The following is a 19,736-nucleotide window of genomic DNA, read 5'->3' as shown; positions in this document are numbered from 1 at the left end:
AGACTATCTCAAGAATAACATTTCTCTATATTTCACTAATGGCCAGAATTCATCGTCAACGAATAATTCAAGCTTATCCACAGAATAACGGATAGTGTCAAAGTAAGCATCTTTCACGTCGGTGCTATATCCTTTGGCTCTCTTAGCGATATCCTCTTCTTTGTTCAGTCTTCTTCTAGCATCGGTCATTCCGATCACGTTAGCTTTCACTGACTCGATATGCTTGCTGATTTCACTGATCGTTTCGATAGCTGCTTTGGCATCTAAACCAAGGCTCTTCAGACCATTTGCATTTTCGATCAATTTAGTTTGATACCTGATGGCTGTTGGGATCACGTGGTTTAGAGCAAGGTCGCCCATAACACGGGATTCAATTTGAACCTTCATGATATAATTTTCCAAACGGATCTCATGACGAGCATGAAGTTCTGTCACATTAAGTACCTTATGTCTCTCATAAAGCTCAGCAGTGGACTTAGCGCTCAATACGTCAAGGGCGAAAGGAGTGCTTTTTAGGTTGGACAAGCCTCTTTTTTCAGCTTCATTTGCCCACTCTTCAGAGTAACCATCACCTTCAAAACGTACTCTTTTGCTGTCTTTGATGTATTTTCTCAATACATTAACGATAGCAATTTTCTTCTCAGCACCACCATCGATTTCAGCCTGAATCTCTTTGTACATCGTACGAAGGGTATCCGCAGCGATTACGTTCAGGGCAGTCATTGGACCAGCAACGTTAGAAGAAGAACCTACTGCTCTAAATTCAAACTTATTACCAGTGAAGGCAAAAGGAGATGTTCTGTTACGGTCGGTATTGTCAAGGATGATCTCAGGAATCTTGCTAATTCCTAATTTCATATACATATTATCACCCTTTTCAATTTTGATATTGCCATTTTTCTCTAATTCATCAAGGACACCACTAAGGGTAGAACCAAGGAATACAGAGATGATCGCAGGAGGGGCTTCGTTTGCACCTAGACGGAAGTCATTACCTGCAGATCCGATGCTTGCACGCAAGATATCGGCATGGTCGTGAACGGCCTTAACCGTGGCTACAAGGAAAGTCAGGAACTGAAGGTTCTCTCTAGCAGAATTGCTCGGCTGGAAGAGGTTTACGCCAGTATCAGTGATCAAAGACCAGTTATTGTGCTTTCCACTACCGTTAAGACCTGCAAAAGGCTTCTCGTGGAAGAGGATTTTCAGGTGGTGCTGATCAGCAACCTTGTCCATCAGATCCATCAATAATTGATTGTGATCCGTAGCTTTATTCATTTCTTCGAATACAGGAGCTACTTCAAATTGGCCTGGAGCTACTTCATTGTGACGAGTAGAAACAGGAATACCCAACTTGAGGGCTTCGATCTCGAAATGCTTCATGAAAGCTTTCACGCGGCTTGGGATAGATCCAAAGTAGTGATCGTCTAATTGCTGACCACGAGCTGGATTATGACCAAAAACCGTTCTACCAGCCATCACCAAATCAGGACGGGCAGCATAAAGGGCTTTATCAATTACAAAGTATTCCTGTTCCACACCTAGGGAAGGAACTACTTTTTTTACATTTCTGTCAAACAGTTGGCAAATAGGAGCAGCAGCATTGCTTATCGCTTCCACAGACTTCAACAACGGAGTTTTATAATCCAAAGCTTCACCCGTGTAAGACACGAAGATGGTTGGAATACAAAGCGTGTTTTCGAAGATGAACATTGGGGAACTAGGATCCCAGGCAGTGTAACCTCTAGCTTCGAAAGTTGTTCTTATACCACCATTAGGGAAAGATGAGGCATCTGGCTCCTGCTGAACCAATGCAGATCCTTTAAATCTTTCGATTTTGGCATGTGCATCGAAGAATGTATCATGCTTCTCAGCGGTCGAACCGGTCAATGGCTGAAACCAGTGGGTATAGTGGGTAACGCCTTTAGAAAGCGCCCAAGCCTTAGCGGCTGTTGCTACTTCCTCAGCACTGGAAGAGTCTATTTTTGATCCTTTCTCGATTGCCTCACTTACTCTTTTATAAACAGTAGGAGCCAATACGTCCTTCATTTTAGAAAGACCGAATACTTCAGATCCAAAATAGTCAGAAATTTTTGGGGATGGAGCATCAAAAGAAACTTTCTCTCTTGACTGAACCATCATTAATGATTGTTGTCGTAAAGTTGCCATGTTTTAATAATGTGGTTTAAAAACAGTAGCGAAGATAATCAAAAATCTTAAATAAAAAGAAAAATCGTAGTTTTTTACACCATTCTTTACCGAAAATACATTTTTCACTAAAAATACACGCCAAATTATCACTTATAAGCCTCTTATTCCGTAAAAGCCTCATTTTTAAGCCAAAATTGAAAAACGGAAGATTATCCCTAAATTTGCACTTCAATAAAACATAAGAGCTAATCGTGAAAAAGGTAGCATTTTATACATTAGGGTGTAAACTCAACTATTCGGAGACTTCTACCATTAGTAGGCAGTTTGAAGAGAAGGGCTATAAAAAGGTTGGATTTGAAGACAATCCTGACATCTTTATCATTAACACTTGTTCTGTGACCGAAAATGCAGATAAAAAGTGTAAAAAGATAGTGAAAGAGGCTAAAAAAATATCGCCTAATTCATATGTTACCATTATTGGTTGTTATGCACAGCTAAAGCCAAAGGAAATATCCGAAATCAAAGGAGTGGACGCCGTGCTAGGGGCCGCGGAGAAATTTCGGCTTATAGAATTGCTGGATGGCTTCGCAAAAGAACAAGAAACTAAGGTTTTGGCATCCGAAATACAGGAAGCCACTACTTTTAACAACGCCTTCTCCATGCACGATCGCACGAGGACCTTCCTTAAGGTGCAAGACGGCTGTAATTATGGCTGCGCATTCTGCACCATCCCCCTCGCACGTGGCAAAAGCCGAAGCGATAGCACCGAAAATATCCTTAAGTCTGCCCGCGAAATCGCCGAAACCGATGTCAAAGAGGTAGTGCTTACTGGTGTAAACATAGGAGACTTCGGCATTGAAGACGGCAAAAGAAAAGCCCGATTCGTTGATTTAGTCAAAGAACTCGACGAGGTCCAGGGAATCGACCGCTTTAGGATCTCTTCAATAGAGCCTAACCTGCTCACTAATGAAATCATTGAATTTTGCAGCCAGTCCCAGCGGTTTGTCCCTCACTTTCATATTCCGCTCCAATCGGGCAGTAATACCATTCTCAGAAAAATGGGACGAAGGTACCTGCGAGAATTATACGTGGACCGTGTAACCAAAATAAAATCCCTAATGCCCCATTGCAGCATTGGCGTGGACGTGATCGTCGGATTCCCCGGAGAAACCGAAGAACTGTTTATGGAAACTTATAATTTCCTCAATGAGCTCCCAGTGTCTTACCTCCATGTCTTCACCTACTCTGAAAGAGCTAATACAAGGGCTGCCGAAATGGACGATGCCGTCCCAATGAAGGTCCGCCACCAGCGATCAAAAATGCTGAGAATTCTCTCAGAAAAGAAAAAGCGGAAATTCTATGAAGAAAATCTCAAGGGTACTTTTGAGGTGCTTTTTGAGGAAGATATAGAAGAAGGAATGATGCATGGCTTTACCGAAAACTATATTCGGGTGGCAGCCAAATACGACCCCCTATTGATCAATGAAGTAAAGAAGGTGACGCTTTGGGAAATCAATGAAAGAGGATCCGTGGATGCCGTGGAGCCAGAATCAGTATATGAAAGTCATTGATCATCAAAGAGATTTATTGGGAAACAAATAAATTTATGGTCGAATAAAAAGTACCATCTAACTAAAAATATAAACGCGATAAGTGGTAGAAACCTACTTCTTATCGCGTTTTTTTTGACCTAAATCAGATCTCTATCCTTCAAATATCAGGGGGGTATTAGTGTCTAGTTCTAAGGAAAGCCTGCTTCCTGAAAATCTATAGCAGGCTCAGAAGCCACTTATTCATATCGAAGCGCCTCAATAGGATCCAGCTTACTCGCCTTGATCGCAGGAATAACTCCGGAAACCAATCCCACCACAATACATACTATAAATGCCATAATCACCCAAAGCCAAGGCACCAAAAATCCTCCGGGGCCCACAAGGCTGGCAACAATATTGCCGATCCCTAATCCTAACATCACTCCAAACAAGCCTCCTAAAACACATATGACAATGGCCTCAATCAGAAACTGCTGGCGAATCCGTTTTGGAGTAGCTCCAAGAGCTTTGCGCACTCCGATCTCGCGGGTCCGCTCCGTCACCGAAACGAGCATGATATTCATCAATCCTACAGAAGCTCCAAGCAAGGTAATAAAACCAATTCCAAATCCTCCAATACGAAGATATCCGGCTACCTCCTCGAGGCTTTCTCCCACAGTATTTGATTTGATCACCTCAAAAGAATCCTCTTCCCCCACTCTATCCTGCCTCACTTTGCGCATCAGACCCGTGGCCTGGCCCATTTCATAATCTAATTTTGCAGGATCTGCAGAGCTGAGTGTAATGGTATATCTAAAACCACCCGTTTGGTCCAAGCGAGATGCATTCTCCACAGGAATCAAAATCGTCCTATCTGCACCCGAATCATTCCCTACAGCACCCTGCTCTTCCAAAACTCCTACTATGGTATATCTATTTCCGGCAAATGAAATATAGTCAGCAACGGCTTTTTCATTCTCACCAAAAAGTGTCTCCACCAGCTCACTACCAATAATACATACATTATTTCCATACTGCACTTCCACATTACTGAAGTTACGCCCCTGATTAATATCCAGCCCCTTGATCAATAAATAATCTTCATCCACACCGGTAATTCTTACATTAGGATCAGTAATCACGGAACCTCGCTTCACCTCTGCGGATCCTGAGACCCTAGTAAATACCGTGGACTGTCCACGGGAGCCGTAAGCTTCCTTAAATGCAAGAGCTTCCCTAAAGTCCACTGGGGGAAAAGTCTTCTCTTTCACTCCATCTTGCGTCACCCTACCACCAGAGGTGTTTTTGGTGCGCACATCAAAATTATTAGCTCCCAAGCCACTAAAACTCTCCACAATCTGGGCTTTCATCGCATCAATAGCCGTCAACATCCCTACTAAGGAGGTGATTCCTATCGCGATAATCATCCCTGTCAGGATGGTACGAAGCCAATTTGACCTAATAGACCTAAGTGCCTCTCTTATATTTTCGAGCAATTCCATAAAGTGTACAGTATCGATACAAAAAACATCTTCACGATGCTTAAAGAACCATATATTATCAATTTATTCAACGATAAGCGAATTATTTCACTTAAAAATACACCAGCCTCAAGCCAGTTCCAGACTTTATCCCTCAGCAAAGCTAGCAGCCTACCCTGTTAGCTTCCGTTATAGTCCTTCTATTAAAACAAACAAGAACAGCTGAGGGGCTCAATGCATTCTATCAGACCTTATTTCCAGGTTTTTCATCACCTCAGCCTCATGTTCCAGCCATTCTTTCCACCTTGCCTCCACATAGTCTTCCTCATGATAGAACTTTGCCATTTCCAAAAAATTAACATAGTGTCCTGCCTCGGAGATCATCAATTCATAATAAAATTGCTGAAGTTCTTTATCTTGAATATTATTCCAAAGAAGCTTAAATCGCTCACAACTTCTAGCCTCTATCAAGGCATTCATCAGGAGGTATTCGACCAATTGATCCATTCGTCTTCCTCCTTTTCGGACGAAGGCCGCCAGCTGCAGCACATACTCATCCTTACGTGCCTTACCGAAGTGAAATCCACGTTTCCTGATTTGCTCCATTACTCGCTCGAAGTGAGCCCACTCCTCAGCCACCACCGGGCTGAGCATGTCCACCAGCTCCACCAAATCAGGGAATCGTAAGATTAAAGAAATGCAGGAAGAGGCAGCCTTTTGCTCACAATAGGCATGATCCACCAAAATATCTTCCAGGTTCATTGCCGCGATATTCACCCACCGAGGATCGGTAGGCAGCTGCAGATTCAGCATTTTATTTCGTGTACTTTCTTCCCAATTCATCTCTTAATAAAGCTCATTTTTCACCATCCACTACATCTCCTTTGGCCAAACCCGCTGCTTATTAATCGAAGAAATACCAGCTGATCCCCAAATCCAGGGACCCTTTGAGACCAGTATAATCCGGGGTGACAAAATACCCTTGCTCCTGCATAAAACCACTATTGAGATGATTATACCTAAATAGGACCCGGGTTCTATTGATTCTCAGGTCCACAAAAGCATCTAATACCGGATAGGCATATACATTAAAGTCATTTTGCAGGTAGTACTGCTGGCTGGCTGGCATATAGGACATCGCAAAATAATCACTCTTATACCTGCCCTCCAGGCCAAATTGGATATACAAATTATCATCAAACATCGGCCCGTCAAAGAACAGCCGACTCCTTATAAATAAGCTGGGAATACGGAATACGTCTTTGGCATCTCCGGTGATGGTGGTATGAATCAGCTCAGACTGCCATCTAAGATTCTTCCAGAAGGTGATATCGGCACGGATTCCCGGGCTGATCATATACGCTTGCCCGTCGGCCTGCTGGGCTTCCTGTACCTCATTGAAATAGACGTGATTATTTACCCTGGACAGTGTCAGGGAGGGCCGGACAATGATATTAGGAAGGTCCAATTTAATGACCCCTTTGATCTGATCAGCGCCTATATTGCTGAAATTATTCTCCCATTGATAGTGGTTCCCCATATATCGCTCCTGCATCGCCGAGGGCTTATAGGAGGTTTTGGTATAGGTGAAGTCCAGGAATGGAGAATGGAAGTAGCCGCTGATTTTATATCCGCTGGGAATAAGGTACTCTCCATCAGCCTCAAAGGACCATTGGTCATTGATCTCACCCCGCAAGGCTCCCCCGATAAACACTTCATTGAAGGAATAATCCTGGGTGAAATTTGGGCTGGTGAATTTCCCGGTACGAAATTTCACAAAAGCATTATAATATACCGGCCCAAAATCACCTTTGAAGCCTGCTTCATTTTTCACTTCTGAAAAATGGTGATAATTGGTCGTAGAATCTGAATTTATAATTCCTGGTCGATCATGATAGTCAAAAAAGGCCGAATCGCTGGTCGTCAAGTCAGAGAAAAAGGATAAACCTTGCTTTTTCTTATCGAACACATGATATACTTGCCAGCCTTTCAGGATCTCATACTGGTGATAGAGATGGTAATCTTGCCGGATATCGGTGGCTTCACTCTCACTCAGCCATACTTTGGAGTCCTCATAAGTAAAATATAAGGAGGTGCTGTCCACCGAAGGAGGAATGATCCCACCGATCTCAAATACCTTATGATGCATACGGGAAAAGTTTGCCAATAGGAAATATTTGCCATTTTCCGATTTATAATTGGTATGCAGGGAGTAGGAGTTTTGCTCCACCATATTATCATCGCGGGCATTAGGATTGAGTGTTTTCCGAGCTCTGATGGTATTATAGTTAAAACCAATATTCCACCTAGGATTAATATTTCTGGCAAAGGCGACATTCAGCATATTGCGATTTCCGCCGCCATAGAAAGCCTCCAGCTTGGTATAAGGAGACTTAGTATCAAAATAAAGCATACTATCGGGGGAATGATAATATAAATCATAAGCCTCGAAGCCCGATCTGGCACCGATCTGACCAGGCAGCTGATAATACACCGGGGTGGCAGCACTTCCTATATTCCCTAAATCCTGAAACTTCTGTCCACTTCTGAATACCGGCTCGAAATTATGAAAACCTGTTAGCCCCGTATCCAGAGGCGTTTTCTCCATATTATTGAACTTGACATTTTTCTCCTGAAAATAAAGCGTAGTCTTAGGACCATAGACCATTTTGGTGGAGTCGTCTATTAGGCCGGATCGTTCGTTATTCTGCTCATTCTGCTTTTTTTCCTGCTCAGTACCTTGCCCCTGTATTTCTCGCTGGGCAGCAGCATCTTGCTGACGCAGGATCAATATCATTGATACAAAAACTATTAATAGATGCTTATACTTCACGGTGGTAACCTTTATTACTGATTGCTTGGGAAACTTGTTTTAGTAATTCCTGGTCTCCATTTCCCTCCAAATGGACCTTTACAGGTAACGCAAAAATCGGGATTTCCTTCAAAAATCCAGCATAATTGTCATCTTTAAGTTTCACAGCGTCCTTTTCGGTGGTCAGCACCACAGGATTCTGTGTTTTATAATTTTGATATATCCGCTTTAAGCCCTCTATATCCTTCATTTGATAGCGATGATGATCGGAATATTCCAGTGTCTCCAAAAGATTAAAATTAGCCTTGACCTTCTCTTTTACCAGTGCATTGCTTGCTATACCCGTCAGGAGAATCACATTCCCAGAAAAATAGCGGTCTTTCCCAGCGATATCATAGGGTGCGCCATATTCCAAGCTGCTAAAATACACCGGGCAATCCTTCTTTGTATATTTTATTATTTCTGATTTATAGTGCTCTTGTTGTTGGCTGGAAAGTGATTTGGGGCATTTGGTAACCACGACGGCCTGAGCTCTTTGCGCTCCCTCTCTTTTCTCGCGCAGCGTCCCTGCAGGCACCACATAATCCTCAAAGAAAGGCCGCTGGAAAGTGGTAAGCATTATATAAAAATCAGCCTTCACATATCTATGTTGAAAGGCATCATCCAGAAAAATCAACGATGTCTCTGGAGCATCATTAAGTATCTGAGGAATGGCCAGGGCGCGTTTTTCGCCCACTGCCACCGTAATCTGGCCTGCATATTTGCTATAAATCTGATACGGCTCATCACCGATATCCTCAGGGCCGGTAAATTTATCCGCCAGGATATAGCCCTTCGTCCTGCGACCATATCCGCGACTTAGAGTTGCCAGAGGGTATTGATCTTTATAGGCTTCTACCAAAAACTCCACCATCGGTGTCTTCCCCGTCCCTCCCATTGCTAGATTACCCACCGCAATACAAGGCACATCGAAGGAGCTGCTTTTTTTTACCCCAGAATCGAACATACTATTGCGCCAGCTGGTGATCCCTTCATAAGCAAGCGAAAAAGGATAGAGTAACCATCGGTAAGGGCTCATTGCCATATTTTTTTTACATTTGAATCCACAGGTCAAAACACAAATATATGGTTAATTTAATAAGCGATATAGTTTCCTATTTGGAAAGCATAGCTCCGCCAGCCTATCAGGAGTCTTATGACAATTCCGGGCTGCTCACTGGCGATCCTTCTGCGGAGGTAAAAGGCATTGTCTGCACCCTGGATGTCACTGAGGCGGTAGTGGAAGAAGCCCTATCGCTGGGCTGTAATCTAATCGTGGCCCATCATCCCATAATCTTCAAGGGGCTAAAGAGCCTGACGGGAAGAAACTATGTGGAGCGCACGATCATCAAAGCCATAAAAGGAGATGTGGCAATCTATGCTATTCATACGAATCTGGATCATATTCATACGGGGGTAAACAAGAGGATATGCGATAAAATCGGCATTCTAAATCCAAAGATCCTAGCTCCTAAAGGTGGCCTTTTGAATAAATTAACGGCCTTTGTGCCAGAGAAAGACACGAATAAGGTTTTGGACGCGCTGCATCAGGCAGGGGCTGGAGCCATAGGGGAATATAAAAATTGCAGCTTTAAGGTGCCAGGCCAAGGAAGTTTCTTACCTTCGGACAATGCAAATCCTACTATTGGACAAAAGGGTCGGATAGAAAGGGTTTCTGAGGATCGCATTGAGGTGATATTCCCCGGTTATTTACGAAATAAAATTCTTCAAGCACTTAAGAAGAGCCATCCTTATGAGGAAGTGGCTTATTATCTTCACCAACTGGAAAACCAACATCAAGATGTGGGCTCGGGCATGGTCGGCAGGCTGGACCAAGAGATGGAAGAGGGAGCATTTTTAGCTTTGCTAAAAGAGAAAATGAACCTTCAAGTCATCAAGCATACGCCCTTGCAGCATAGACCGATTCGCACAGTAGCCGTATGCGGTGGAGCTGGGATATTTCTTTTGAATGCTGCCAAAAGTGCTGGCGCAGACATATTTATCACTTCTGACGTAAAATACCACGAATTCTTTGACGCTGACAATCAGCTGATTATAACTGACATTGGGCATTACGAAAGTGAAATTTATACAAAAGACTTATTATTGGAGTTATTGTCCCAGAATTTTAGTAATATTGCACTCTATTTGACAAAAGTCATTACGAATCCCATAACTTACATATAGTACATGGAAAGTACAGTCGCACAGAAACTTGATGCCATCTATAATCTTCAAAAAATAGATTCCCGGTTAGACGCCATTTTTAAAATCCGGGGGGCTCTACCTGAAGAAGTTCAAGACTTGGAAGACGAAATAGCTGGTTATGAAACCAGGCTAGACAAATTCAATAATGACATTCAGGGCCTTGAGGATGAAATCAAGAAGCACAAAGAAGCTATAAAAGAATCTGAAAAACTGATCAAGAAGTATCAGGAACAGCAGATGAACGTCAGAAACAATCGTGAGTATGACGCCATCACCAAAGAGCTGGAACTGCAAGACTTGGAGATCCAGGTTTCTAGGAAGAAGATCGGTGAAGCAGAAATCAGAATAGAGCACAAGAAGAAAGATCTGGAAGAGCTCAAAGAGACCGTCAAAGATCGTAGAAAAGACCTTGACACGAAAAAAGAGGAGTTGAGCAATATTGTTTCTGAAAGTGAATCTGAAGAAAACAAGCTTAAAGCCGAACGTGAGAAGGCTACTAAGAAAATCGAAGAGCGTCTACTGAAATCCTATCAGAAAATCCGAAACAATGCTAAAAACGGATTGGCGGTAGTAGAAGTAAAAAGAGGTGCTTGTGGTGGATGTTTTAATATCGTTCCCCCTCAGCGTCAAGCGGATATTCGAGAAAAGAAAAAACTTATCGTTTGCGAACATTGCGGAAGAATCCTAGCGGATGTAGCCGATGAAATCGAGGACGAAACGATTCCAAAGAAAAAAAGAAGCACTCGTGCTAAAAAATCATAAGTAAAAAGCCTGGCTAAGCCAGGCTTTTTTATTTTAATACCATTTATCTTTCCTTAAGAAATTAAGCCAATTTATTTTTTTATTTCCCTTAGCCTATCAGGCCCTTTACTAGCCCCATTCACTCATGAGTGCTATACCTCGATCAAAGCAGCATCAAGCTCCCCCACAATGCAAAATAGATACAGGGTTAAATTGGTAATAATTAAGTCATTTTGGTAAAATTTTCCTTAAAGCATCCCATTTAGTTCTTGGCGCAATAGAAATATTTTTATATATTTCTCAAATGAAGCATTTATTACTGATCACATTTATCACCCTAGTGGTTAGTTCCGCTTTTTGCAAAACGCCGGAAGACAAGACCTTTTTGGTAATCTTTAGCAAAAAAGAACTCAAAAGCTTAGACACCAGCGCTAGCTTTATAGAGACGAGCTTGATGGAAGATTATAAAACTAAGTCTTATACCGGCAACTCCGATGCGGTAATCTATATAAGCATCCCACAATGCGAGCTCGATAAGTGCGATATCGCAAAACGACTCGTTCAAATCAAAGACAACACTTGGAAGCCCTTAAGCGAAATTGCTTTTCGGATCATTGACTTAAGCGAAAGCAAGGACAATTATCAGGAATTAATAGCTTCCTATGAAGATCTCAGCGCTAAACGCAAATAATATTAGCCGATAAGCCCGGCCTCTTTCAGGTGCTTGATATTATTATATCGCTGCATCTGAAAATCTCCCTTTTCGTTGATCGTCAATTCATAATACCCCAAATTATGATGATCAAATACATCCATAAAGCGCAGGTCGTATTTCAGCATTAAGGTAAGCATCACGCGCATCGCCCTGCCGTGCATACAAATCAATACCGTCTCACCACCCTGAGAGAGCACATATTCCAATCCTCGCTGCAGTCTAGCAAACACCATATTTGGTGATTCTCCGCCTTCAATGGCATAATCCAAGTCCCCGTCAGACCATTTTTCTAGCATACTTTGATAATAGCTATGCTCCTCCTGGCTCATGGGAACGCCCTCATACTTACCCCAACTGATCTCATTAAAATCCGGAATCGCCTCATGCGGCACGGTATCATCCAGGAACTTCTGGATAGACTGACGTGTACGCTGCAAACCCGTATAATAAATCCTGTCAAATTTCACATCCTTATGGGCCTGATAGAAAGCCTCTGCCTGAGCTTCTCCCGTAGAATTGATAGGTGCATTGATGCCACTTCCTTGAACCACCCCGCGAAGGTTATAATCAGTTTGGCCGTGACGAAGAAGGTAGATTTTTTTAGTAGTCAAGATTCTGTATTTTTGTTTTCAATTTCGAGTCTTTCACTAAAAGAAAAAGTTCTCCTAGCGATAGAGATTTGATTTTAAAAATCCGCCACATTATTCATTTCACAATGAATAGGTAGAAAGATTTCATTATAAATTCAAAGAAAGCGTTTTTATTCCAAATTTCATGATATTTCCTAAAAACCTCAACACCTCCCACCTAAACATCCTCGGCCAAGGAAACATGGTAGAGTATTTAGGCATTGAATTTACCGCCATCGGCGAAGACAGTATTGAGGCGACCATGCCGGTAGATCATCGAACAAAACAGCCTCTTGGCTTGTTACACGGTGGAGCCAGCCTGGTGTTGGCAGAAACTTTGGGCAGCGTAGCCGCCTCCTGTTGCGTGGATGCAGACCTTCATTATTGTGTAGGGCTGGAGATCAATGCCAATCACCTCAAAGCCGTGAAGTCCGGTAAGGTAAAGGGGGTCGCCAAGCCCTATCATATTGGAAGAAAAACGCAGGTGTGGGAGGTGAAAATTTATAATGAAGAGGGGGATCTTTCCTGCGTAAGCAGGATCACGCTGGCAGTATTGGATAAAAAACAATAATGAAAACCTTAACAAAAAATAATACCCACCTCCACCAAGACCAAATCCTGAACCATTGGCTGTATGCTGCACTGCTGGGCAACCACCCTATAGCGGTATGGCGAAGACCCGACAGTCATGAGGTGGAGATCATCGTGGACTCTTCAGGAAGTATAAAACGCCTTATCCCTGAGCTTGAGCAATTGCCTAAGGGGTTTATCGTGCATCCCTTTGCGGATCAAAGCGATGAAAAGGCCTATTTCCTTGAGGCTTCCAAACACATAAAATTTTCCCTTCGCCCTGATTTATCAGAGAATGAAGAAATAGAACTTCCGGAAATCTCTATCGATCCGAAAACCCTAAATCTGGCCATTAAGCCATTGCTAAACGAAGCTATAGAAAATCAGGGCAGGTCACTGCAAGCATCCACTACAATGGAGGATTTCGAAGAGCTGGTCAAAAAAGGCATGGCATTGATCAAAGAAGGAGTCATGTCCAAGTTTGTTCCAGCGCGCACAATCATCCAAGGCTTGCCGGAAGATTTTGACTTGGCGAAGACCTTCCTGAATTTATGCCAGGAATATCCCAAGGCCTTTGTAAATTTCTTTCATATCCCAAAAGTAGGCAGTTGGATCGGCGCTACGCCAGAGACCTTAATCTGCACCAAGGGGAAATACTTTCAAACTATGGCCTTGGCGGGCACGCAGCCAGCGATAGGCCCGGATCCCCTAGCCAATGCCGGCTGGAGACAAAAGGAGATTGCAGAGCAGGCCTTAGTCAGCAGGTATATTGTGAATAATTTTAAGAAAATCCGACTTCGTGAATACAAGGAAATAGGCCCTAAAACGGTGCAGGCAGGAAGCTTATTACATTTGAGGTCTGATTTTGAAGTGGACATGGAAGCCACCAATTTCCCTCAACTGGGCTCTGTCATGCTCAAATTACTTCATCCTACCTCTGCGGTGTGTGGCAGTCCGAGACAGGAGGCTATGGAGTTTTTGGCACAATATGAAACCTTTGATCGCTCCTTCTTTGCTGGATACCTGGGTCCTGTCAATATAGAGGATCAAACGACGATCTATGTCAACCTAAGAACCGCTCAGCTGCAAGGAGATCATGTAATCCTCTATGCTGGCGCAGGAGTGACGGAAGACTCTGTTCCCGAAAAAGAATGGGAGGAGACGAGTCTCAAATGTAATATTATTGGCAAATTCTTTCAATAGCAATAAATGATTATCCAACCCATAGTAGATCTTGTGGCGATCTGTGCCCGCAAAGGAGTAAAGAACGTGATTCTATCGCCTGGCTCTCGCTGTGCACCTATCACATTGGCCTTTGCCCGCCATCCGGAAATGCATTGCAGGACGATTTCTGACGAACGTTCGGCGGCATTTATTGCTCTAGGAATGGCCCAGCAAACCCAAAAACCAGTCGTGCTGGTCTGCAGCAGCGGTACTGCCTCCTTAAATTATGCTCCCGCGGTGGCCGAAGCTTATTTTCAGGAAATACCCCTAATCGTCATCACCGCCGATAGACCCACCGAATGGATCGATCAATGGGATGGGCAGACCATACGTCAGGAAAAAATCTATGGAAATCATATCAAGAAGGACTTCCGATTTCCCGATGCCTTCAGCCATCCGGACCAGTCCTGGCATGCTCATCGCATCAGTAATGAAGCCATTAATATTGCCGCGGCTTATCCCGCAGGACCCGTCCATATCAACATCCCACTGAGAGAACCTTTTTACCCCTCAGCCACCGAAAAATTCAATTATTCCTTACCCTTGCCTAGCGTTGATCAGGTCCATTCCGGAGGTGCATTGACAGAAGATCAGAAGATCCAACTCAAAAACCAGCTCGAACGCTATTCCCGGATTTTGATAGTGCCGGGACAACAAAGGCCCAATCCAAAATTACAGCAATTGCTCGATCAACTAATGATGGAACAGCGGGCCGTGGTGGTCACTGACACCATTAGCAACCTCCAGTCAGAACATAGTATCAACTATCATGATCAATTTATCCCTGTCGCTGAAGCGGAGAAGCTGTCTCCTGATTTAATTATAAGCTTTGGCAAGTCTATTATTTCCAAATCACTGAAGCTTTTCCTCCGTAGTAGCGGAGCAGAGCACTGGCACATCAGACCAAACGGCTATATTCCCGACACTTATCAGGGCTTGACGAAGCAACTATTCGCAGACCCAGCCTCTTTTCTCACCTTTTTGGGTCAAAATATAAGTAAAAACGACCCCCATTTCCAGGAGTATTGGACACAGTGCGATCAGCATTTGGCCGATAGGCTAAAGCAAGAACTATCCCATGCGGAGTTTGGCGAGTGGAAAGCTATTCACCAGGCCTTAAGCCTGATGCCTGGAAAATCCAAACTCCACCTCGCCAACAGTATGGCGGTACGGTATGTCAATTTCCTTGGCCCCCGCCCCCAGGAAGTGATATGCAACAGGGGTACCAGCGGAATCGATGGCTCAAACTCCACTGCCGTGGGATGTACCTTCACCACCAAGGAAATGGTGACACTGATCACAGGAGATATGGCCTTCTTCTATGATAGAAATGCCTTTTGGAACAACTACACATTTAATAACCTAAGAGTTATCCTCTTAAACAACCATGCTGGCGGCATATTCAGGATCATCGATGGGCCTGCCATGCAGCCTGAGCTGGAAGAGTTCTTTGAGACCAAGCAGGCGCTAAGCGCGGAGAATCTAGCTCGGGAATTTAACTTTCACTATAAACAAGTGACTCTGGAGGAGGATTACCTGAAAGCTCTGGACGGTTTCTTTCAGCCTTCCGTTCAGCCAAAAATCATAGAAGTCATCACTGACAGTAAAAATAATACGAGCATTCTGAAAGAAATTAAAGCAAAGCTAAAGGCAGGATTTCAAAATTCCGGACAGGTCTCCTAAGATTATAAATGTCTGGCAATAAGGATCATTTTATATAAGGAAATGCTGCTGCTTTTTGGGAATCTGCAATTTGGTTCAGCGATGGCTGTTTCTGAGCCTATTGAAAAATAAATATGCCGGTAGCTAAAAGGATGCTTTTTTTCATGGCTTAATAGAGTTATCAAAAATATAGCAGTAAAAAAAGGACCTGCAAAACTATAAAGCTTCATGCAGGTCCCATTTATATTTTTTCTTTAGGCTAGCCTATTAAAGATTTCTATCCAGGTAAATGCTCCTTACGGAATCCATTTGATATCTTTAAAATTAGGTTTTCTTTTCTCCAAAAAGGCATTACGACCTTCTTTGGCTTCCTCGGTCATATAAGTCAATCGAGTGGCTTCACCCGCAAAAACCTGCTGGCCCACCATTCCATCATCTGTTAGATTAAAGGCGAATTTCAGCATTTTGATCGAGGTAGGTGACTTTTCGAGTATTTCCTGAGCCCAGTCAAAAGCAGTATTCTCTAATTCCTCATGAGGCACTACCGCATTGACCATCCCCATATCATAGGCTTCCTGAGCGGAATAATTTCTACCTAAGAAGAAGATTTCCCGAGCTCTTTTTTGGCCCACCATTTTAGCAAGGTAAGCAGATCCATAACCTCCATCAAAGCTAGTCACATCAGCATCAGTTTGCTTAAAAATCGCATGCTCCTTACTGGCTAAGGTCAGGTCACAAATCACATGCAGGCTATGTCCACCACCCACGGCCCATCCTGGCACCACGGCGATCACCACCTTAGGCATAAAGCGAATCAATCGCTGCACCTCTAAGATGTTAAGTCGATGCATTCCGTCCTCTCCCACGTAGCCTTGCTGGCCACGGGCTTTTTGGTCGCCTCCACTGCAAAAGGAATACACCCCATCCTTTGGAGAAGGTCCCTCAGCAGAAAGCAATACCACCCCAATGGAAGTATCTTCTCTGGCATCCAAAAAAGCCTCGAACAACTCACTAGTGGTCTTTGGACGAAAAGCATTTCTAACCTCCGGTCTGTTAAAAGCTATTCGTGCCACACCTCCACATTTCTTGTAGGTAATATCTTCAAACTCTTTAACTACCTTCCATTCCATATTTTTATCGATTTATGACTAAACTTAATTTATATGCAAGATAATAGCCTGCCGCCGATTAAGCATAATTCTATTTGATTTTGTATCTAACCCAACGCAGACGGCCGAATACATAGCCCTATTCTCTGCTCAAGGGACTACTCCTCCCACGACTGCTCTTTCCAACCTATTACTACAGCTCAGGCAGAACCAACCATAGGCGCTTGTCCTTTGTACAGGAATTCCCGAATCCTTAAATCCAGCTTAGCTTTACTGGTCTAAAAGCCTTGGGAGAGCTCATATTTTAGTATTTTAGCAGAAAATAAGGATTGCAATGGGAAAGATAATTTTTGAAGGTCAGGAAATATCATTTGACATGATCAAGGGGGGGCATTGGCCAATGCATAGTCAATACCTTTCGGAAACCCTGGACTTTTGTCAGGAATGGCTGAATGGCAAAGCTGAATTTCAGCTACAGACCTCCGGCTCCACAGGCAATCCCAAGACCATAACGGTTTCTCGCCGTCAAATGCAAATCAGCGCAGCGGCCACCGGTGCGTTTTTTGAAATCCCTGTCAATAGCACCTTACTCTGCTGCCTAAATACCAGCATGATTGCGGGAAGAATGATGCTAGTCCGAGCCATGGAATGGGACAGCCTATTGCATCTTAGAGAGCCTGAGGGGCTTCCTTTAGCTACTTTTTCCGCACAGCAGTATTGGGATTTCGTGGCGATGGTACCTGCACAGGTGGAAAACTGTCTCATGAAGCCGGCAGAAAAACAGAAACTTCAATCGATCGCAAAGCTGATCATTGGTGGAGCTCCCCTCTCCTCCCAAGTCCAGCTAGCCCTCAGCCAGATTCCTATAAAAGCCTATCAGACCTATGGCATGACAGAAACTGTCTCGCATATAGCCCTGGCGGAAATCACCGGCAGCCTCCCGCTGATTTATCAGGTCCTTCCTGGCGTGGTAATAAACACCAGTGAAGATGGCCAGCTGATTATTGATGCTCCTATGGCAGAGCAGCGCCTCCACACGCATGACAGGGTGGAGATCATAGGCACAGACCGCTTCCATTGGCTGGGTCGATCTGATTTCACCATTAACTCGGGGGGAGTAAAAATCCAACCAGAAATCGTGGAGCAAAAGATAGCAGGACTTATGAATGATTTATTTCCGGGCACACGTTATATCATTGCAGGAGCAGCCCATGAAAAATGGGGAGAGGAAGTCGTCCTGCTCATTGAAGGCGCAGAAGCGTCAGATCTAATAGGGCAATTAATGGAAGGTATGGCTGAGCAATTAGAAAAATACCACCGCCCAAAAAAAGTGTTATTTATAGAAAATTTCGCTAGCACCCCATCTAGTAAAATCAAGAGGAAGGAGAGTTTAAGCTTGGCATTAGAAAAAGCCAAAGAGGATCAATAAAACAATAAAACCATAAGGAATCCTCCTTTATTTCCTACCTTTCGGAGGTAAACACTTAGGGGAAGTACACGTAATAATTAGAAGGTTTTAACGATTTTTAACATTGCTGATATGGATGATTTAATGGCCGCGAGGTCGCAAATGGCTTTATCACTGGGATTCCACATTATTTTTGCCTGTATAGGAATGATCATGCCTTTCTTTATGGCTATTTCCCATTACAAATACTTAAAAACTGGTAAGGACAAATATAAAACCCTCACGAAAGCTTGGAGTAAGGGGGTCGCCATTTTCTTTGTCACCGGAGCAGTTTCAGGTACCATGCTTTCCTTCGAATTGGGCTTACTATGGCCGGAATTCATGAAGCATGCGGGGCCAATTTTTGGAATGCCATTTTCTTTGGAGGGCACTGCCTTTTTCATTGAGGCGATAGCACTGGGATTTTATTTATATGGTTGGGAGAAGTTTCGTCCCTGGTTTCACTGGTTTACAGGGGTGGTCGTGGGAGTCAGCGGCTTGGCTTCTGGGATATTGGTGGTGGCAGCCAATGCCTGGATGAATAGTCCGGCGGGCTTTGACTATATCGATGGCCAGTACCTAAATATTGACCCTATTGCTGCGATGTTTAATGATGCCTGGTTTTCGCAGGCTCTGCACATGATTTTGGCGGCATTTGTAGCCACAGGATTTGCGGTGGCGGGTATCCATGCCTGGATGCTAACAAAGGGCAAAAATCAGGAAATTCACCGAAGTGCATTAAAAATAGCATTGACGCTAGGGGCAGTGGCCGCAATACTTCAGCCTATCAGTGGCGATATCTCCGCCAAAGACGTGGCAGAACGACAGCCTGCCAAATTAGCCGCAATGGAAGCTCATTATCATACCGAAAAAGGTGCCCCGCTTATCATTGGTGGTATTCCTGATGAAGAAAATAAAACGGTAAACTATGCCATAAAAATCCCGGGGGCATTGAGTTTCCTTGCCCATGGGGACTTTGAAGCGGAGGTAATAGGGCTGGATCAGATTCCCGCCGATGAGCAACCGCCAGTTACTGTGACGCATTTTGCCTTCCAGATTATGGTAGCCTGCGGGATGATCCTGATGCTTACAGGTATCACCTGGCTCTTTGGCCAGTGGAGAAAGAAGTCCTATATCCATCACCCCTCTTACCTGAAGCTGATCGCATTCCTGACCCCACTGGGCTTCATCGCCGTGGAAGCAGGCTGGGTGGTGACCGAGGTAGGTCGGCAGCCATGGATATTGCACGGCATCATGAAGACCGAAGACGCAGTGACTCCTATGCCAGGCATCGTCTGGTCTTTTATCCTCTATTCTCTGATCTATATTTCCTTGGCAGGCATCGTCAGCCTGCTGCTTTATCGGCAGATTAAGAACCTCGACAAAACCAAAAACGAACCCTTCGCCTCAAATACCTAA

At 43.8% G+C, this 19,736-nt stretch carries 16 protein-coding genes; 9 read left to right on the top strand and 7 right to left on the bottom strand.

The features are described 5' to 3' along the window. Positions 1-3: 3 nt before the first annotated feature. Positions 4-2,166, bottom strand: a complete 2,163-nt coding sequence (locus B050_RS0106735; protein ID WP_026235704.1) for a glutamine synthetase III family protein — start codon at positions 2,164-2,166, stop codon at positions 4-6. 233 nt (positions 2,167-2,399) lie between these two features. Here B050_RS0106735 and mtaB point away from each other — a divergent pair, with 233 nt between their 5' ends. Beyond that, positions 2,400-3,719 carry a tRNA (N(6)-L-threonylcarbamoyladenosine(37)-C(2))-methylthiotransferase MtaB gene (gene mtaB / locus B050_RS0106730; RefSeq protein WP_018473137.1) on the top strand — a complete coding sequence of 440 codons (1,320 nt, stop codon included), beginning with the start codon at positions 2,400-2,402 and terminating at the stop codon, positions 3,717-3,719. 218 nt (positions 3,720-3,937) lie between these two features. On the opposite strand, the gene B050_RS0106725 is transcribed toward mtaB, so the two are convergent. The 4 genes from B050_RS0106725 to lpxK form a co-directional block, all read right to left on the bottom strand. After that, the gene (locus B050_RS0106725) at positions 3,938-5,182 is read right to left on the bottom strand and encodes an ABC transporter permease (protein WP_026235703.1); all 1,245 of its coding nucleotides are present in this window, start codon (positions 5,180-5,182) and stop codon (positions 3,938-3,940) included. A gap of 210 nt (positions 5,183-5,392) precedes the next feature. Continuing rightward, positions 5,393-6,004, bottom strand: a complete 612-nt coding sequence (gene miaE, locus B050_RS0106720) for a tRNA-(ms[2]io[6]A)-hydroxylase (protein ID WP_018473135.1) — start codon at positions 6,002-6,004, stop codon at positions 5,393-5,395. A 61-nt stretch (positions 6,005-6,065) separates the two neighbouring features. After that, a complete protein-coding gene (locus B050_RS0106715; RefSeq protein ID WP_018473134.1) occupies positions 6,066-7,958 on the bottom strand; it encodes a putative porin in 1,893 nt (630 codons plus the stop codon). A 25-nt stretch (positions 7,959-7,983) separates the two neighbouring features. Then, positions 7,984-9,057 carry a tetraacyldisaccharide 4'-kinase gene (gene lpxK, locus B050_RS0106710; RefSeq protein WP_018473133.1) on the bottom strand — a complete coding sequence of 358 codons (1,074 nt, stop codon included), beginning with the start codon at positions 9,055-9,057 and terminating at the stop codon, positions 7,984-7,986. A gap of 41 nt (positions 9,058-9,098) precedes the next feature. Here lpxK and B050_RS0106705 point away from each other — a divergent pair, with 41 nt between their 5' ends. The 3 genes from B050_RS0106705 to B050_RS0106695 all read left to right on the top strand — a co-directional run bounded on the left by B050_RS0106705 (position 9,099) and on the right by B050_RS0106695 (position 11,652). After that, positions 9,099-10,199 carry a Nif3-like dinuclear metal center hexameric protein gene (locus B050_RS0106705; protein ID WP_018473132.1) on the top strand — a complete coding sequence of 367 codons (1,101 nt, stop codon included), beginning with the start codon at positions 9,099-9,101 and terminating at the stop codon, positions 10,197-10,199. A 3-nt stretch (positions 10,200-10,202) separates the two neighbouring features. Further along, positions 10,203-10,982 carry a zinc ribbon domain-containing protein gene (locus B050_RS0106700; RefSeq protein WP_018473131.1) on the top strand — a complete coding sequence of 260 codons (780 nt, stop codon included), beginning with the start codon at positions 10,203-10,205 and terminating at the stop codon, positions 10,980-10,982. A gap of 283 nt (positions 10,983-11,265) precedes the next feature. Continuing rightward, complete coding sequence (locus B050_RS0106695) at positions 11,266-11,652, top strand: hypothetical protein (RefSeq protein ID WP_018473130.1); 387 nt, start codon at positions 11,266-11,268, stop codon at positions 11,650-11,652. 2 nt (positions 11,653-11,654) lie between these two features. Here the strand turns inward: B050_RS0106695 and B050_RS0106690 are convergent, their stop codons facing one another. Further along, a complete protein-coding gene (locus tag B050_RS0106690) occupies positions 11,655-12,287 on the bottom strand; it encodes a histidine phosphatase family protein (protein WP_026235702.1) in 633 nt (210 codons plus the stop codon). A gap of 163 nt (positions 12,288-12,450) precedes the next feature. Between B050_RS0106690 and B050_RS0106685 the strand changes: the two genes are divergently transcribed. From B050_RS0106685 to menD, 3 genes are read left to right on the top strand one after another with little or no spacing between them, the layout of a single operon-like run. Further along, on the top strand, positions 12,451-12,876 hold the full coding sequence (locus B050_RS0106685; protein ID WP_018473128.1) for a hotdog fold thioesterase: 426 nt from the start codon (positions 12,451-12,453) through the stop codon (positions 12,874-12,876). Beyond that, positions 12,876-14,078 carry a chorismate-binding protein gene (locus B050_RS0106680; protein WP_018473127.1) on the top strand — a complete coding sequence of 401 codons (1,203 nt, stop codon included), beginning with the start codon at positions 12,876-12,878 and terminating at the stop codon, positions 14,076-14,078. The genes B050_RS0106685 and B050_RS0106680 overlap by 1 nt, the downstream gene beginning before the upstream one ends. Before the next feature lie 6 nt (positions 14,079-14,084). Then, positions 14,085-15,782, top strand: coding sequence for a 2-succinyl-5-enolpyruvyl-6-hydroxy-3-cyclohexene-1-carboxylic-acid synthase (menD, locus tag B050_RS0106675; protein WP_026235701.1), 1,698 nt, complete (start codon positions 14,085-14,087; stop codon positions 15,780-15,782). A gap of 275 nt (positions 15,783-16,057) precedes the next feature. On the opposite strand, the gene B050_RS0106665 is transcribed toward menD, so the two are convergent. After that, positions 16,058-16,891, bottom strand: coding sequence for a 1,4-dihydroxy-2-naphthoyl-CoA synthase (locus B050_RS0106665; protein WP_018473124.1), 834 nt, complete (start codon positions 16,889-16,891; stop codon positions 16,058-16,060). A 313-nt stretch (positions 16,892-17,204) separates the two neighbouring features. Here B050_RS0106665 and B050_RS0106660 point away from each other — a divergent pair, with 313 nt between their 5' ends. Continuing rightward, positions 17,205-18,299: an AMP-binding protein gene (locus B050_RS0106660; protein WP_018473123.1), complete on the top strand. Its 1,095-nt coding sequence runs from the start codon at positions 17,205-17,207 to the stop codon at positions 18,297-18,299. A gap of 111 nt (positions 18,300-18,410) precedes the next feature. After that, on the top strand, positions 18,411-19,736 hold the full coding sequence (locus B050_RS0106655) for a cytochrome ubiquinol oxidase subunit I (protein WP_026235700.1): 1,326 nt from the start codon (positions 18,411-18,413) through the stop codon (positions 19,734-19,736).

The organism is Echinicola pacifica DSM 19836, assembly GCF_000373245.1.
In the GTDB taxonomy this organism is placed as follows: Bacteria; Bacteroidota; Bacteroidia; order Cytophagales; family Cyclobacteriaceae; genus Echinicola; species Echinicola pacifica.
The sequence above is the reverse complement of the archived record's forward strand: the minus strand, read 5'-3'. Positions and strand labels throughout refer to the sequence as shown.

Coding starts and splice junctions, on each gene's coding strand:
- menD (WP_026235701.1), top strand. CDS start 14,085: ATGATTATCCAACCCATAGTAGATCTTGTGGCGATCTGTGCCCGCAAA.
- lpxK (WP_018473133.1), bottom strand. CDS start 9,057: ATGGCAATGAGCCCTTACCGATGGTTACTCTATCCTTTTTCGCTTGCT.
- B050_RS0106700 (WP_018473131.1), top strand. CDS start 10,203: ATGGAAAGTACAGTCGCACAGAAACTTGATGCCATCTATAATCTTCAA.
- miaE (WP_018473135.1), bottom strand. CDS start 6,004: ATGAATTGGGAAGAAAGTACACGAAATAAAATGCTGAATCTGCAGCTG.
- B050_RS0106715 (WP_018473134.1), bottom strand. CDS start 7,958: ATGATATTGATCCTGCGTCAGCAAGATGCTGCTGCCCAGCGAGAAATA.
- B050_RS0106655 (WP_026235700.1), top strand. CDS start 18,411: ATGGATGATTTAATGGCCGCGAGGTCGCAAATGGCTTTATCACTGGGA.
- B050_RS0106660 (WP_018473123.1), top strand. CDS start 17,205: ATGGGAAAGATAATTTTTGAAGGTCAGGAAATATCATTTGACATGATC.
- B050_RS0106725 (WP_026235703.1), bottom strand. CDS start 5,182: ATGGAATTGCTCGAAAATATAAGAGAGGCACTTAGGTCTATTAGGTCA.
- B050_RS0106680 (WP_018473127.1), top strand. CDS start 12,876: ATGAAAACCTTAACAAAAAATAATACCCACCTCCACCAAGACCAAATC.
- B050_RS0106695 (WP_018473130.1), top strand. CDS start 11,266: ATGAAGCATTTATTACTGATCACATTTATCACCCTAGTGGTTAGTTCC.
- B050_RS0106735 (WP_026235704.1), bottom strand. CDS start 2,166: ATGGCAACTTTACGACAACAATCATTAATGATGGTTCAGTCAAGAGAG.
- B050_RS0106685 (WP_018473128.1), top strand. CDS start 12,451: ATGATATTTCCTAAAAACCTCAACACCTCCCACCTAAACATCCTCGGC.
- B050_RS0106705 (WP_018473132.1), top strand. CDS start 9,099: ATGGTTAATTTAATAAGCGATATAGTTTCCTATTTGGAAAGCATAGCT.
- B050_RS0106665 (WP_018473124.1), bottom strand. CDS start 16,891: ATGGAATGGAAGGTAGTTAAAGAGTTTGAAGATATTACCTACAAGAAA.